This is a genomic window from Kribbella steppae (assembly GCF_004342025.1).
GTDB lineage: Bacteria > Actinomycetota > Actinomycetes > Propionibacteriales > Kribbellaceae > Kribbella > Kribbella steppae.
Window position 1 is genome coordinate 226,937 of the sequence record NZ_SLWN01000006.1, and the last position, 12,877, is coordinate 239,813.

Annotated in this window: 10 protein-coding genes; 6 read left to right on the forward strand and 4 right to left on the reverse strand. The window is 69.9% G+C overall.

The features are described from left to right. Window positions 1-4: 4 nt before the first annotated feature. From sufC to EV652_RS18745, 4 genes are read left to right on the forward strand one after another with little or no spacing between them, the layout of a single operon-like run. Window positions 5-766, forward strand: coding sequence for a Fe-S cluster assembly ATPase SufC (sufC, locus tag EV652_RS18730; protein ID WP_132210439.1), 762 nt, complete (start codon window positions 5-7; stop codon window positions 764-766). Next, window positions 763-2,019 carry a cysteine desulfurase gene (locus tag EV652_RS18735; RefSeq protein WP_132210440.1) on the forward strand — a complete coding sequence of 419 codons (1,257 nt, stop codon included), beginning with the start codon at window positions 763-765 and terminating at the stop codon, window positions 2,017-2,019. Before sufC ends, EV652_RS18735 begins: the two co-directional genes overlap by 4 nt. Continuing rightward, on the forward strand, window positions 2,019-2,477 hold the full coding sequence (gene sufU, locus EV652_RS18740) for a Fe-S cluster assembly sulfur transfer protein SufU (protein WP_132210441.1): 459 nt from the start codon (window positions 2,019-2,021) through the stop codon (window positions 2,475-2,477). The genes EV652_RS18735 and sufU overlap by 1 nt, the downstream gene beginning before the upstream one ends. Further along, window positions 2,470-2,853 carry a metal-sulfur cluster assembly factor gene (locus EV652_RS18745; RefSeq protein ID WP_132210442.1) on the forward strand — a complete coding sequence of 128 codons (384 nt, stop codon included), beginning with the start codon at window positions 2,470-2,472 and terminating at the stop codon, window positions 2,851-2,853. The genes sufU and EV652_RS18745 overlap by 8 nt, the downstream gene beginning before the upstream one ends. A 67-nt stretch (window positions 2,854-2,920) precedes the next feature. Here the strand turns inward: EV652_RS18745 and EV652_RS18750 are convergent, their stop codons facing one another. Continuing rightward, the gene (locus EV652_RS18750; RefSeq protein ID WP_132210443.1) at window positions 2,921-3,397 is read right to left on the reverse strand and encodes a quercetin 2,3-dioxygenase; all 477 of its coding nucleotides are present in this window, start codon (window positions 3,395-3,397) and stop codon (window positions 2,921-2,923) included. Window positions 3,398-3,462: 65 nt separating this feature from the next. On the opposite strand from EV652_RS18750, the gene EV652_RS18755 reads away from it, so the two are divergent. After that, window positions 3,463-4,071, forward strand: coding sequence for a TetR/AcrR family transcriptional regulator (locus tag EV652_RS18755; RefSeq protein ID WP_132210444.1), 609 nt, complete (start codon window positions 3,463-3,465; stop codon window positions 4,069-4,071). Further along, window positions 4,068-4,691 carry an acVLRF1 family peptidyl-tRNA hydrolase gene (locus EV652_RS18760; protein ID WP_132210445.1) on the forward strand — a complete coding sequence of 208 codons (624 nt, stop codon included), beginning with the start codon at window positions 4,068-4,070 and terminating at the stop codon, window positions 4,689-4,691. Before EV652_RS18755 ends, EV652_RS18760 begins: the two co-directional genes overlap by 4 nt. On the opposite strand, the gene EV652_RS18765 is transcribed toward EV652_RS18760, so the two are convergent. Genes EV652_RS18765 through EV652_RS18775 form a run of 3 tightly spaced genes read right to left on the reverse strand, consistent with a single transcriptional unit; the run spans window position 4,679 to window position 12,873 of the window. After that, window positions 4,679-5,233: a hypothetical protein gene (locus tag EV652_RS18765; RefSeq protein WP_132210446.1), complete on the reverse strand. Its 555-nt coding sequence runs from the start codon at window positions 5,231-5,233 to the stop codon at window positions 4,679-4,681. The genes EV652_RS18760 and EV652_RS18765 overlap by 13 nt on opposite strands. Window positions 5,234-5,236: 3 nt before the next feature. After that, on the reverse strand, window positions 5,237-5,767 hold the full coding sequence (locus tag EV652_RS18770) for a hypothetical protein (RefSeq protein WP_132210447.1): 531 nt from the start codon (window positions 5,765-5,767) through the stop codon (window positions 5,237-5,239). Window positions 5,768-5,793: 26 nt separating this feature from the next. Continuing rightward, the gene (locus tag EV652_RS18775) at window positions 5,794-12,873 is read right to left on the reverse strand and encodes a hypothetical protein (RefSeq protein ID WP_132210448.1); all 7,080 of its coding nucleotides are present in this window, start codon (window positions 12,871-12,873) and stop codon (window positions 5,794-5,796) included. Window positions 12,874-12,877 lie beyond the last annotated feature (4 nt).

Genomic DNA, 12,877 nt, shown 5'->3' on the forward strand with positions numbered 1-12,877 from the left:
CCTCATGGCGACACTCGAGATCCGCGACCTGTACGTGTCGGTCGACACCGAGAACGGCCCGAAGGAGATCCTGCGCGGCGTCGACCTGACCATCGCTGCTGGTCAGACGCACGCGATCATGGGCCCGAACGGTTCCGGCAAGTCCACGCTGGCGTACTCGATCGCCGGCCACCCGAAGTACAACATCACCCGCGGCACCGTCACCCTCGACGGCGAGGACGTGCTGGACATGGCCGTCGACGAGCGCGCCCGGGCCGGCCTGTTCCTGGCGATGCAGTACCCGGTCGAGGTGCCCGGTGTGTCGGTGGCGAACTTCCTCCGGACCGCGAAGACCGCGATCGACGGCGAGGCCCCGAAGCTGCGTACCTGGGTGAAGGACGTCAACAAGGCGCTGTCGGACCTGGACATGGACCCCGACTTCGCCCAGCGCAACGTCAACGAGGGCTTCTCCGGTGGCGAGAAGAAGCGGCACGAGATCGTCCAGCTGGAGCTGCTGAACCCGAAGATCGCGATCCTCGACGAGACCGACTCCGGCCTCGACATCGACGCGCTGAAGATCGTCTCCACCGGCGTCAACCGGTTCGCGGAGCAGGGTGACAAGGGTGTTCTGCTGATCACCCACTACACCCGGATCCTGCGCTACATCAAGCCGGACTTCGTGCATGTGTTCGTCGACGGCCGGGTGGCCGAAGAGGGCGGCGCGGAGCTGGCCGAAGAGCTCGAGGCCAACGGCTACGAGAGGTTCCTGAAGGCAGGCGCGAAGTGACCAACGCCCGGACGTTCAGCAGTCCCCTGGACCTGCAGTCGGTCCGGGCGGACTTCCCCATCCTTTCCCGCGAGCTGGCGAACGGGTTCCCGCTGGTCTACCTGGACTCGGCGAACTCGTCGCAGAAGCCGCGCCAGGTGGTCCAGGCGATCGAGGACCACTACCTGAAGCACAACGCCAACGTCGCCCGGGCCATGCACCAGCTCGGTGCCGAGGCGACCGCGGCGTACGAGGGCGGCCGGGACAAGGTCGCGGCCTTCCTCGGCGCTCCGTCGCGGAACGAGATCGTCTTCACCAAGAACGCCTCCGAGGCGCTCAACCTGGCCGCGCACACCCTCGGCGCGTCACTGAAGCCGGGCGACGAGGTGGTGATCTCCGAGATGGAGCACCACAGCAACATCGTCCCGTGGCAGCTGGCCTGTGAGCGGACCGGCGCGACGCTGAAGTGGTTCGGCGTGACCGACGAGGGCCGGCTCGACCTGAGTAACCTCGACGAGCTGATCACCGAGAACACCAAGGTCGTCTCGCTGACCTGGGTCTCGAACGCGCTCGGCACGATCAACCCGATCACCGACATCGCCGCCAAGGCGCACGCGGTCGGCGCGACCGTCGTCGTGGACGCGTCGCAGGCGGTGCCGCAGTTCCCGGTCGACGTGTCGACGCTCGGGGCGGACCTGCTGGTCTTCACCGGTCACAAGGTGGTCGGCCCGACCGGTATCGGCGTGCTCTGGGGTCGCTACGACCTGCTCGCCTCGTTGCCGCCCTTCCTGGGTGGCGGCGAGATGATCGAGGTCGTGCGGATGACCGGTTCGACGTACGCCGCGCCGCCGGCCCGGTTCGAGGCCGGTACGCCGCCGATCGCCCAGGCGGTCGGTCTCGGTGCGGCCATCGACTACCTGTCCGGGATCGGGATGGACAAGATCGCCGCCCACGAGCACGCGATCGTCGAGTACGCCCTCGAGGGACTGAAGACCGTTCCGGGGCTGACCATCCTCGGCCCGACCGACGCGACCGATCACGGTGGCGCGATCAGCTTCGAGCTGGACGGCGTACACCCGCACGACGTGGCGACCGTGCTGGACACCCGCGGGATCGCGGTACGGGCCGGGCACCACTGTGCGCGGCCGGTGCACGAGCGGTTCGGCGTACAGTCCTCGACACGGGCGTCCTTCTACCTCTACACGACCCCGGAAGAGGTCGAGGCGCTGGTGGACGGCCTCGGCTTCGTCCGTACTTTCTTCAAGGTGGCTTGATGCAGCTCGACTCGCTGTACCAGGAGATCATCCTGGACCACTACCGCAGCCCACATCACTCGGGTCTGGCGGAGCCGTACGACGTGGAGGTGCACCACGTGAACCCGTCCTGCGGGGACGAGGTCACCCTCCGGGTCGAGCTCGACGGCGACACGGTGACCGGCGTGACCCACGCGAGCGTCGGCTGCTCGATCAGCCAGGCCGCGACGTCGGTGATGACAGACCTGGTGATCGGCAAACCGGTCACCGAGGGCATGGCGACGTACGAGAAGTTCCTCGAGCTGATGCAGGGCCGGGGGAATGTCGAACCGGATGAAGAGGTTCTGGAGGACGGCGTCGCGTTTGCCGGCGTCGCGCAGTTCCCGGCCCGGGTGAAATGCGCACTGCTGGGCTGGTCGGCCTGGCGGGACGCGACCGCCCAGGCACTCGCGCGGAAAGAAGGAGTGAGCAATGCCTGACCAGACCGACGAGAAGATCGAGCTGCCCGAGGTCGACCTGGAGGCCGCCGCGCAGACCGGGACCAGCCCTGCCCAGGTGGAGGACGTCACCGAGGCACTCAAGGACGTCGTCGACCCCGAGCTGGGGATCAACGTGGTCGACCTGGGCCTGATCTACGCCGTCACCGTGGACGACACCAGCACCGCGATCATCGACATGACGCTGACGTCGGCGGCCTGCCCGCTGACCGACGTGATCGAGGACCAGACCCGGATGGCACTCGACGGCCTGGTCAACGACTTCCGGATCAACTGGGTCTGGATGCCGCCGTGGGGCCCGGAGAAGATCACCGACGACGGCCGCGAGCAGCTGCGCGCGCTCGGCTTCAACGTCTAGCGCTTCAACGTCTGAGCGTTCCGGCAGGTGAAAGCCCGGGTCAGGTGGCCCGGGCTTTCGCATCTGCTCAGAACGGTGGTGGGCCGAGGATCTGGATGGCGCCGGTCTTCTCGGCGGCGTCCCGGATCCGGTCGAAGTCGACCGGGGTCGGCCGGCTTCCTTCGGGCGCCGGTTCGCTGGCGAGCCGGTAGAACGCCTCGTCCGTGCCCGGAGTCTGGATCGTCAGGAACCGGGTCGTCGGCGAGACGACCATGAAGGCGTGCGGCACGCCGCGGGGGATCACCACGACGCCGCCGGCGGAGAGGTTGCGCCGCTTTCCGTCGAGATCGAGCTGGATCTCGCCGTCGAGCAGGTAGAACGTCTCGTCCGACGCGGGGTGAATGTGAACCGGTGTCACCTTGCCCTGCTCGCCGGTGAACTCGAAGAGGAGGAAGGCGCCCCCGGTCTCGTCCGAGGTGGCCAGCCAGGTGTGCAGACCGCCCCCGCTGAACCAGCGCCGTTCGCCTTCGCCTTGGTCCCTGACCGTCGCAGCCAGTGTCGTCATATCGAGCACCCCTCCCCGTTCATGGGACTGGAGTCCCATTACGAAAGTACGGTACCGTGTATGCCATGTCAACGGCGTACGAGCAGTCCGGCCGGACCCGGCAGAAGCAGCGCACGCGAAACGACCTGATCACCGCCGCGCGTGAGCTGATCAGGCAGGGTGGCTCGGCGCCGACCGTCGAAGCGGCCGCGGCGGCCGCGTCGATCTCGCGGACGACGGCGTACCGGTACTTCCGCAGTCAGGCGGAGCTGCTCGCGGCCGCCCACCCGGAGGTCGAGCTGACCTCGCTGCTGCCGGCCGACAGCGGCGACGATCCCGAGACGCGGCTGCTCGTGGTCGTCCGGGCGTTCATCGCGAGCCTGCTGGAATTCGAGCCGCAGCAACGCACGATGCTCCGCCTGTCGCTCGAGCCGTCCACGCAGCCTGATCAACTGCCGCTGCGGCAAGGACGTGCGATCGGCTGGTTCGAGGATGCACTCGCGCCGGCCCGGGACAGGTTGTCCGAGGCCGCCGTCCACCGGCTCGCGATCGCCGTCCGCAGCGCGGTCGGCATCGAGGCGCTGGTCTGGCTCGTCGACGTCGCGGGACTCACCCGTGCGGACGCCGCGGAGCTGATGGTGTCCTCGGCGCGGGCCATCGTCCGCGCGGCCCTGTCCGAGGGAGCCGACGCGTGACGCGCGTCGTCGCTGTGGCGCCCGAAAGGCTCGACCGCTGGCTGACCGGCTTTGCGGAACGGCATGGCTCGGTGTCGTACGACGTGACGCCGGCCCGCGTGCGGCTGACAGCAGAAGACGGATCGCTGGCCGTCGTCGACGTACCGTACCCACCGCTGCCCGACCTCAGCCGGGAAGGACTGGTCGCGCACGTGCTCGCTGACCATCGTCTCGGTGTTCTGCTGGTACGGCGGGGTGGCTACGGCGCCGGGGTGTTTGCCGGGGGCAAGCTCATCGACTCGAAGGTCGGCTCACGCCATGTGCAGGGGACGACCAAGGCCGGTGGGTGGTCGCAGCAGCGGTATGCGCGGCGGCGTGACAACCAGGCCCGCGAGGCGTTCGCGGCGGCCACCGAGGTCGCCGTACGGATCCTGGCTCCGGCGCGGCTGGACGCGCTCGTGTGCGGGGGAGACCGTCGGGCCGTCGACACCGTGCTCGACGACCCGCGGTTGCGGGATCTGGTGGGATTGGTCCGGCCGCCGTTCCTCGGCGTACCGGATCCCAAGCAGAAGGTGCTCGAGCAGGCCGGTGTCGACGCCCGCGCGATCCGGATCGAGCTGACTGACCCTCAGGAGCCGTAGAGCGCGCGGAAGTCCGCCAGCGTGCCGCGGTAGTACTCCAGGTCGTCGGTCAGCTTCGCGCGCGTCACCAGCTCCGGGTTCTGCGCGCGCGACTGGCGGCCGAACTCGGACCAGACGCCCTCGTCCGGCACCGCGTCGGCGCCGTCCGGCAGGAACTTGAGCGCCTCGCCGACCGCTTCCGCGGCGAACTCCCAGTTGAGCTCGACACTGTCCCGATCCTGATCCGGACCGCCGGTGTAGGCCATGTCGGCCGCGAGCGCGCGGCGTGCGTAGGTCGCCGCCACCACGGCCCACTGGACGGCGTCGACGAGCTGCGACACCCCCAGCCCGAACCGCGCACCGACCGTGCGGGCCGCGTCCTCGGAGGCGTACGCGATCGCGATGTCACCGGCCGGCGACGCGAGGGTCCAGGCGTCCGCACCCTCGGTCAGGTTCGCACCGGGCTCGATCGGCGCGGGCTCGACGGCCGGCGCGGCCTGGTCGGCAGCCGTCGTCAGGCTCACGTAGACCTGTGCCTCGGCCAGCGTCCTTGCGGTCAGCATCGGTTACTTCGCTCCTGTCTGTGCGCCCAGCTCGCGGTAGGTGTCGCGGACCACCAGCAACCGGTCCAGCCGGAACCGGCCCGGATCGACGTCCCGGACCGCCTGACCCTCCGGCGTCCAGAACTCCTCCTCCGGTACGGCGTCCTGCCCGGCCGGCACGAACTTGATCACCTCGTCGACCGCGGCCACCGCGACGGCCAGCACCTTACCGGCCCCGACGGGATCGGTGGGGACCTCGGTGGCGGCCCGGTCGGCTACGTCCATCCACTGGCCGGGATCGAGCAGCTCCGACGGTTCCGGTCCGCCGAAGGTCGGCCAGCCGACCACCTTGGTCTCGCGGGCCGGCACCCCGAAGAGGTACTGCCGTTCGACGTCGCAACCGGGACAGATCCCGGCGTAGCTGATCGCGAATTCGCCCTCCACGTCGGCCAGGCCGTGCTCCCACGGGGTATCGATCGAACCGCAGTTGGGGCAGGGATGCAGTTCCAGGTAGAGGTGCGCCTCGTCCCTGGTGCGCGCCACCGCGAACGCCATACCGTCCCTCTCGTCGTGTTGCGCGGTCACGGACCCGTCAAGGACGGGCCGCTCGCGGTCGGGCTGATGGTCCGGCCGGCCGCCGCACCGCCGGGCGTCGCTTTCGCGGCGTGGCTGGGCACCGGGTTCGGCTCGCGTTGCGACGTGGAGTGGGTGAGGCCCTTCAGCATCGCGGTCGGTACGCCCTTCTGCTCGAGCGCGGCCGCGACCTTCGTGCTGAAGTTGCCGCCCGGCTCCGAGGTGTTGTACAGCTCCTCCAGATTCACCCGGTCCTCGGCCATCAGGACCAGGTTCCGGTCCAGGGTGGCGAACGCGGTGGCGAAGCCGCCGTCGTAAACGCCCTGCATGCGTCCGTCCTTGAACGCCCGGTAGAGCTGCTTCACCTTGCCGTCGCGGTCCTGAACCGCCAGGATCACCGTGGTCCGCTCGGCCTTCGCCTTCTCGAGCGCGGCCAGCAACGGCCGGTACGGCTGATACGACCCGTCCGGCGCGTACTCCGTCATCCGCAGGCTCGGCTTGCCGAGCTTCTCCGGCATCGCCTGCAGCCGGCCGCCGTCCAGCGAGACGTCGCCGCCGGTCTCCATCTGCCGCAGGCCCTCGAGGAACTCGTGGTACTGCATCTTCACGTAGAACTCGGCGGGCGCGATGTCCTCGAGGACCGTCGTGTCCTTCGTGTCCGGAGTGCCACGACCCCGGTCCGTCACCTCGTCGATGGTGACGTCATAGAGCACCGGGATCCGAACGACGACGATGTCGCTGTTGCGGAAAGCGCTGGTCTCGAACCGGGTACCCCAGGCGTCGTTGGACTGCATCTTGACCTGCTCGCCGACCGAGCCGCTCACCGAGACGATGCCGCCGCCGGCGCCACCGGTCACGGTGGCCGGCATCAGCTGATTCCCGACCGTGGAGGTCTTGGTCTGCGTCTGATCACGCTGGACCAGGCCGGTCTGGCCGGGCCCGGCCTTTCCGATGAGCTGCCAGCCGAGCCGCCGGGCGTTGACCTGGACGTCGAACGTCGTCCGGCCGTTGCCGGTGCCCGCCATCGGCTCCAGCCTGAGTCCGCGTTCGCTGATCAGCTCGCTGAACTTGGCCTGCATCGCGGTCGGCTGCAGCTGGGTCCCGATGGACGTCTGGAACTGCGCCACGCCGCGGGGACCGAAGCCGCGACGCTGCGCCAGATGGCCGGTGAGCCGGTTGTACAGATCGTCGGCGCGCGTCGCGCCCTTGCGGTGCGGAAGCATGGCCTCGACCGGGGCGCTGACGGGCATGTCAGCGGCGCGATGGTCGGGGTGGAACTCTTCGGCAGCCTGGGCGACCGGCGGATCACTGACCACGCTTCGGGGTACGAAGGCGGTCAGCTCGGCGCGCAGTTCCACCGGCTGGGCGGCGGTGGTCTGCGCCGCCGGGACGGTCTGGTTCAGCCGCCATTTCACGCCCGCCATCGCGGCCGTGCCCGCGTTGTGGATGCGCTGGACCTCGGTGGTGAAGACGATCGTCCGGTACACCGGCGTCAGGTCGAAGTCGCCGGTCCGGTCGAGCCTGGTGTTCTGCTCGCCGCTGCCCGCCGTGACGGAGCGGATCCGGTCGGTGCCGGCTCCGCCCGACAGTGAGCCGCCGGTCCCGTCCTCGTGCTTGATCTCCGCGCTGCCGGAGTACGTCGTGGTGTGGCTGGTCGACCGGTCCCGCCCGACGTAGTTGTACTTCTGGACCAGACCGATCGCCGCCGCCTTGCTGAGGCCCGGGCCGCCGTCGACGGTGGCGTCGCCCTCGAAGCGGGCCTTGACCGTCACGAGCAGGACGTCGGACTGGGCCTGGCCCTCGACCGGGACCTCGATCGGGGTGGTGTACCCGCGCGGGCCGAGCATGTTCTCCAGCTGTCCCTGGTAGCTGTCCTTGGAAAGATCGACCTCCAGGATCGGTGCGAGCAACGGGTCGGCGGCCACCAGTCCGGGCGCCACTTCGTCGAGCTGCCGGTGGATCTGGGGGATCAGGTCGACGTCCTCGTCCTGTCCCTCCACCCTGAGCATGTAGAGCTGACTCGACGCCAGGCTGGCGTCGTACTGCTCCGCCAGGCCGACAACGCGCCGGGTTTCGACCAGCTGTTGGGTCCGGACCAGGGTGTCCTCGAGGCGCTCCTCGGGGGTCGGCGCGGTGGATGCCGGCAGGCCGGCCCGGTCCTGCACCTTCGCGTTCAGGCGCTCGTCGGTGTGCTCGGCCGCGAGACCAGTGGAGACGCCGGCCTTCTCCTGCTTGTAGCGCCGGACGAAGCCGGCCGCCGTCCGCGGATTGAGGTCGACCTTGCCGGTCAGGTACCGCTCGGCGACGTCCGCCGCGATCGGCAACGGCAGATCGAACTGATCCCGCCCGTACAGCTCGAGCGCCGAGAACTCGGGCATCGCCTTCTGGACCAGCGCGTCCTGCAGCGGGACGGTCTGGACGACCTGGTCACCCTGCATGACGTCGGCGACGAGTTCGTGCCGCTCGATCAGCTCGTAGTGGACACCGTCGTTGACCCGCAGGCGCTCCTCGCCGGTCGTCTGGTAGGTGCTGGTCGACTGCGACGTACCGCCGATCCGGCCGACGCCCAGCTTGCCGCTGAGCGCGGACTTGTCCGCGTCGACCGACCCACCGCCGACTTCGGCGCCGACCCCGCCCGAGGCCGAGGTGCCGGAGGAGTGGCCGGCGTCGTTCATGGTGAAGTTGATGTTGGCGGTGTTCTGGTCGTTGATCGCGACGAAGGTCTGGCTGACGACCTTGGTTCGGAGCACGACCTTGAACTCCTGCGGCAGCAGCGTCCCGTCCGCCAATGCCTGCGCCGGGCTCCCCGGTGCCGGCGTGATGACCAGCGGCAGCTCGTACCTGCCGCTCAGCCACTCCGTGTTGGAGACCAGGCTCTCCGGCGACAGCGCGGTGTGCAGTTGCAGGAAGCCGGTGGTGTCCGCGCGGATCGCGTCCACAGCCTTGAACAGCCGGTCGGCCGGGTCGCCGGCGTCCACCGCGACCGGGATCGACTGGCTGACCGCATCCGGGTGCGGCGTTTTCGGGTCGGCCTCGAACACCGGAGCCTCGGCCCTGGTCAGCGAGCTGTCGTACGGCAGTACGACGCTGCCGCGGACGTCGGCCAGCGGCTCGGAGTCGCCCTGGTCGGTCATCTCGGCGAAGGTAATCCGGATGCCCTGCTTGAGGTTGTCGACCTCGCCGGTGCTCTCGTTCAGCGTGACCCGGTTGATCCGGCGGCCGAGGCTCCAGTTGAAGCTTCGCCCGATCGCGCTCCGGCTGAGCTTGAGGCCCAACCGGCCGGCCAGACCCTGCTGTCCCTCCCCGGGGCCGTTGCTCAGCCCGAGACCGCCGGAGACCGGCACGGACTTCGACCGGCCGGACGTCTGCTGGCTGGCCCGGGAGCTGATGCCGAGCCGGGCGATGAACCGCCACGGCGTGGTGCCGGCGGGAGTGACGTCGTCGAAGTCCTGCGTGGTGGACAACCGGAACAAGCGGGTCTTCGGCGCGTGGCCGGCGCGGTGGTCGACCAGTGGGACCACCAGACCGGACTGGCAGGCCGTGTTCATCCCGGCGACGATCCGGTAGTCGGTGACGTCCTGGATCACCCGGTCGTAGTTCGCCAGTTGCCCGGCACGTCGGCGCAGCTCCCCGGCACGTCGGAGCGGATCCGGGGGGAGCTTGTCGTCCCAGCGGGGCTGGAAGTCCGCGTCCAGCGGCGGCACCAGGCCCATCTTGCTGAGGTTGGTCAGCGCCTGCTGGCGGGCCTCGTCGGCACCCTCCAGCTCCTCGGGCAGGGACTTGCCCGGACCGCGCAGTTGGTTCTCGCCGGTGCCGTGCCAAGGCGGCAGAGTCTGCGGTCCGGTCGGCGGCTCAGCGTCGCCGAGCAGCAGCGCCCGCCCTCGCTGGTCGAGCCGGATGTCGTTGTCGTCATCACGCAGTACGACGTCCTTGCCGGCCGGCGCACCCGCGCGCAGCAACCGGTTCGCCGTCAGTCGCAGCTTCGCCTGACAGGTGTCCGTGACGACGATGGTCTCCGCCTCGGGATCGCGGAGCTTGCGCAGCGTCGCGGTCACCTTGAGGTCGACCTCGACACCCTGGGTCGGGGCCATGTCGCGATCGACCACCGGCGTGATCGCCGTCGTACTGAGGTTCTGCCCGCCCTGGCGGGAGACGTTCCGCCCGGCCGAGACGTTGGGCGACAGGTCCGCGGTGAACGAACCGACGTCGTCCAGCGCTGTCGGGCTGGGCATGTAGCCCGGCACCGGCTGCGGTGGGTCGAGTGGTCGTCCTGGGTAGGCCAGCGTCGCCGAACCGGACAGCGACGTACCGGAGACCCGGCTGGCGTTGAAGCCGGCGAAGTCGACCTGGACCTTCTCTTGACCCATCTCCGGCGTGCACGCACCGGTGAGCCTGGCGGTGCTCCAGTCCGGCTCGACCTCCAGGGTGAGTTCGTACTCCGACTCGCCGCCGACCGGGATGGTCCGGCTGAGGCCGCCCGGCTTGGCCGCCTCGCCCAGCAACCGGTAGGGGTCCTGGGTGATGAGCTCGCTGATGTGGTCGTACCCGACCCGGTCAAGCCGGCCGAACTTCTTCTCCTGAACCTGGGTGACGATGTCGTCGCTGATGCTGTGCAGACCGCTGATCCGGGTGACCGTGTGCCGGGGGAACTCGTCGGTGCACTCGTCGCCCCGGCCGAGCTGCTCCAGCGTGACCGTCTCGGTCGGTGCCTTGACTGTGTACGGGCTCGGCACCCAGGTCAGCTGCTCGCCGGCCGCGACGGTCCGGGCCGGTGACCACGGCGCGGTGGGGGAGTTCCGCACCTCGATCTCGAACTCGCCCGTCCAGCTGTACGGCACCGACTCGCCCTTGAACACGTCGACCCAGCCGAGCTGACCGTGCGCGGTCGCGCCCGCGGTCGTACTCAGGGTCTGGCCCGTGGTCACGTCGACGCGCGGTGAGACCACCTGCGATGCCGCCCGGACGGCGCTGCCTTCCGGGGCGAGCGTCATGAAGGGCTGGAGGTCGACGCCGTAGCTGACACTCGACGAGTGGTTGCTGGTGATGGAGTTGCTCTGGCCGCCTTCACCGAGGGTTCCGGACATCTGCTCGGCGACGGTGTAGTCGAGGCCGGTCACCTCGGTCAGGTCGCGGACCTTCATCCGGAGGCGGACCTGGGTGACCTTGGAGACGTCGTCGTCGGGGTCGCCGCCGACGGTGAAGACCATGCCGTCGGAGAACAGCCGGCGGTACTGCGCACCCGGCACGGGGACCGGGTCCCGGTTGGCGATCTGCCGGCCGCTGCGGTTGTCGGCCAGCATGGTGTTGATCTCGTCGACCGGCAGGTTCAGCTGCTGATCGGTCGGCACACCCGTCTCCAGGTGGTCGACCGGTAAGGCCTGGCGGAGGCTCGCCTGGTAGGCGTCGGTCTTCTCAGCCGCCTCCCGGGCCAGGTCGGCGATCTGCGCCGGCTGGTAGTTCGGGTCGTCGAGCTGGCTCAGCAAGGTCCGGTAGCCGGCGAGCGCCTGGCCGGCGTCGTTCGCCGCCTGCTGGTACGCGTCCGCCATCTCGGTGTGGCGGCGAGCCTTGCCGAAGGCTCCAACTGCCTCCACGCGCAGCCGGCGGGCTCGCTCCGGCGCACCGCGGTCCTGGAGCTGGTCCTCAGCCGCGGCGAGGTCTTCCTTGCTGGTCGCCAGGTCGACGGCGGCCGCGGCAGTGGTCGTCTTGCCGTCGGACTTGTCCTTGAGGTCCTTGACGGCGGCTTCGAGGGACGCGATCTGCTCGACGACCTGCCGGCGAAGGTGACCGGGGCTGTTCGGTTCGGGGTTGGCCGCGGCGATGGCACGCTCGGCGGCCAGGCCTTCGACGGCCGCGGCGGGGGAGTACGTCGAATCGTTGGCCCAGGGCCGTTCGGGTTCGGTGCCGCTGCGGCGCGCGATCGCGACAGCCAGGCCGTCGATGTCGCGTTCGAGCTCCGCGACGCCGAGCGGCCCCGTCGGATGACCCTCGCGGGCGGCCTGCCAGTCGGTCGACAGCTTCCGGTAGACCGCCAGGTCGGCGTTCGTCCGCCGGTTGAGCCGCTCGTGGCTCAGGGCGGAACGCAGCCTGCGGAGGATCCCCGTCGACTGGCCGGCCCGTGCCGCCTGCTGTTCCTGGGCCATCAGGCTGAGCTGATGGATCCAAACCTGGCCGTACTGGTGCGGGGGAAGTCCGGGTTTGATCCGCAGTACGTGCGGGTCGGTCGCCGTACCCGAGTTGAGCTTTCCCTGGGCGGCCAGGCCACGGACAGTCGGCGTGACCTCGACCCGGAAGTACTGCGGTCTGTCGCCAGAGGACAGCGCGATGGCGGCCAGGCCGGACTGGTTGTCGACGGCCGGGCGGCTGGTGACGGACGAGCCGAGATCGTCCTCGCCCAGGCGGGTCAGCGCCGCGAGTGCGGCCAGCTCGCTCTGGCGGGCGTCGAGACCGGACTGGCTAGCGGACAGACTGGTTCCGGGGACCTCTCGGGTGAGGGTCTGGCGGCGGTGCCTCACACCGACCTGTGCGCGGTGGCGCCCAGTGCGGCTGGTCGTCGGGCCGGACTGGGGGCTCGTGCTGAGCAGACCAGCGTCCTGGCTGATCCGCTGGGAGGCCGACACGATCTCGGTGGCGACTGGCACCCTCGTCTCGCCCGGTAAGGACCGCAGCCGGGCGGCCGCATCCTCGGACTCCTGCGCCGCCAGCCGAAGGGCGAGGCGGAGCATCGCCTGGCCCTCGGTACGGCGCGATTGGTCCAGTCCAGGCGTGTTCAGCAGCCGATCGAGTGCGTCGGTCGCGCCGGCCTCCGGGGACTCGCCCCGGGCACGGGCGATCTCCGCACCCAGCACGGCGACGGCTTCGGCGAGCATCCGCTCGTCACTGGCCCGGTCCGCGGCCCGGCGACTGAGCTGCTCTTCCATCGCCCGGACGATGTGGGCGGGCAGCACGTCCTGCCGGCTGGTCAACCAGACCCTGCCGTCACGCAGAGGTACGGCCGACGGCGAGACGATCCCCAACGCGATCCCGATCGTCGCGCGGGCGCGCGACACCGAATCCGGGGCGGTGACAACAGGGGTCGTCAGCCGACCCACCCCC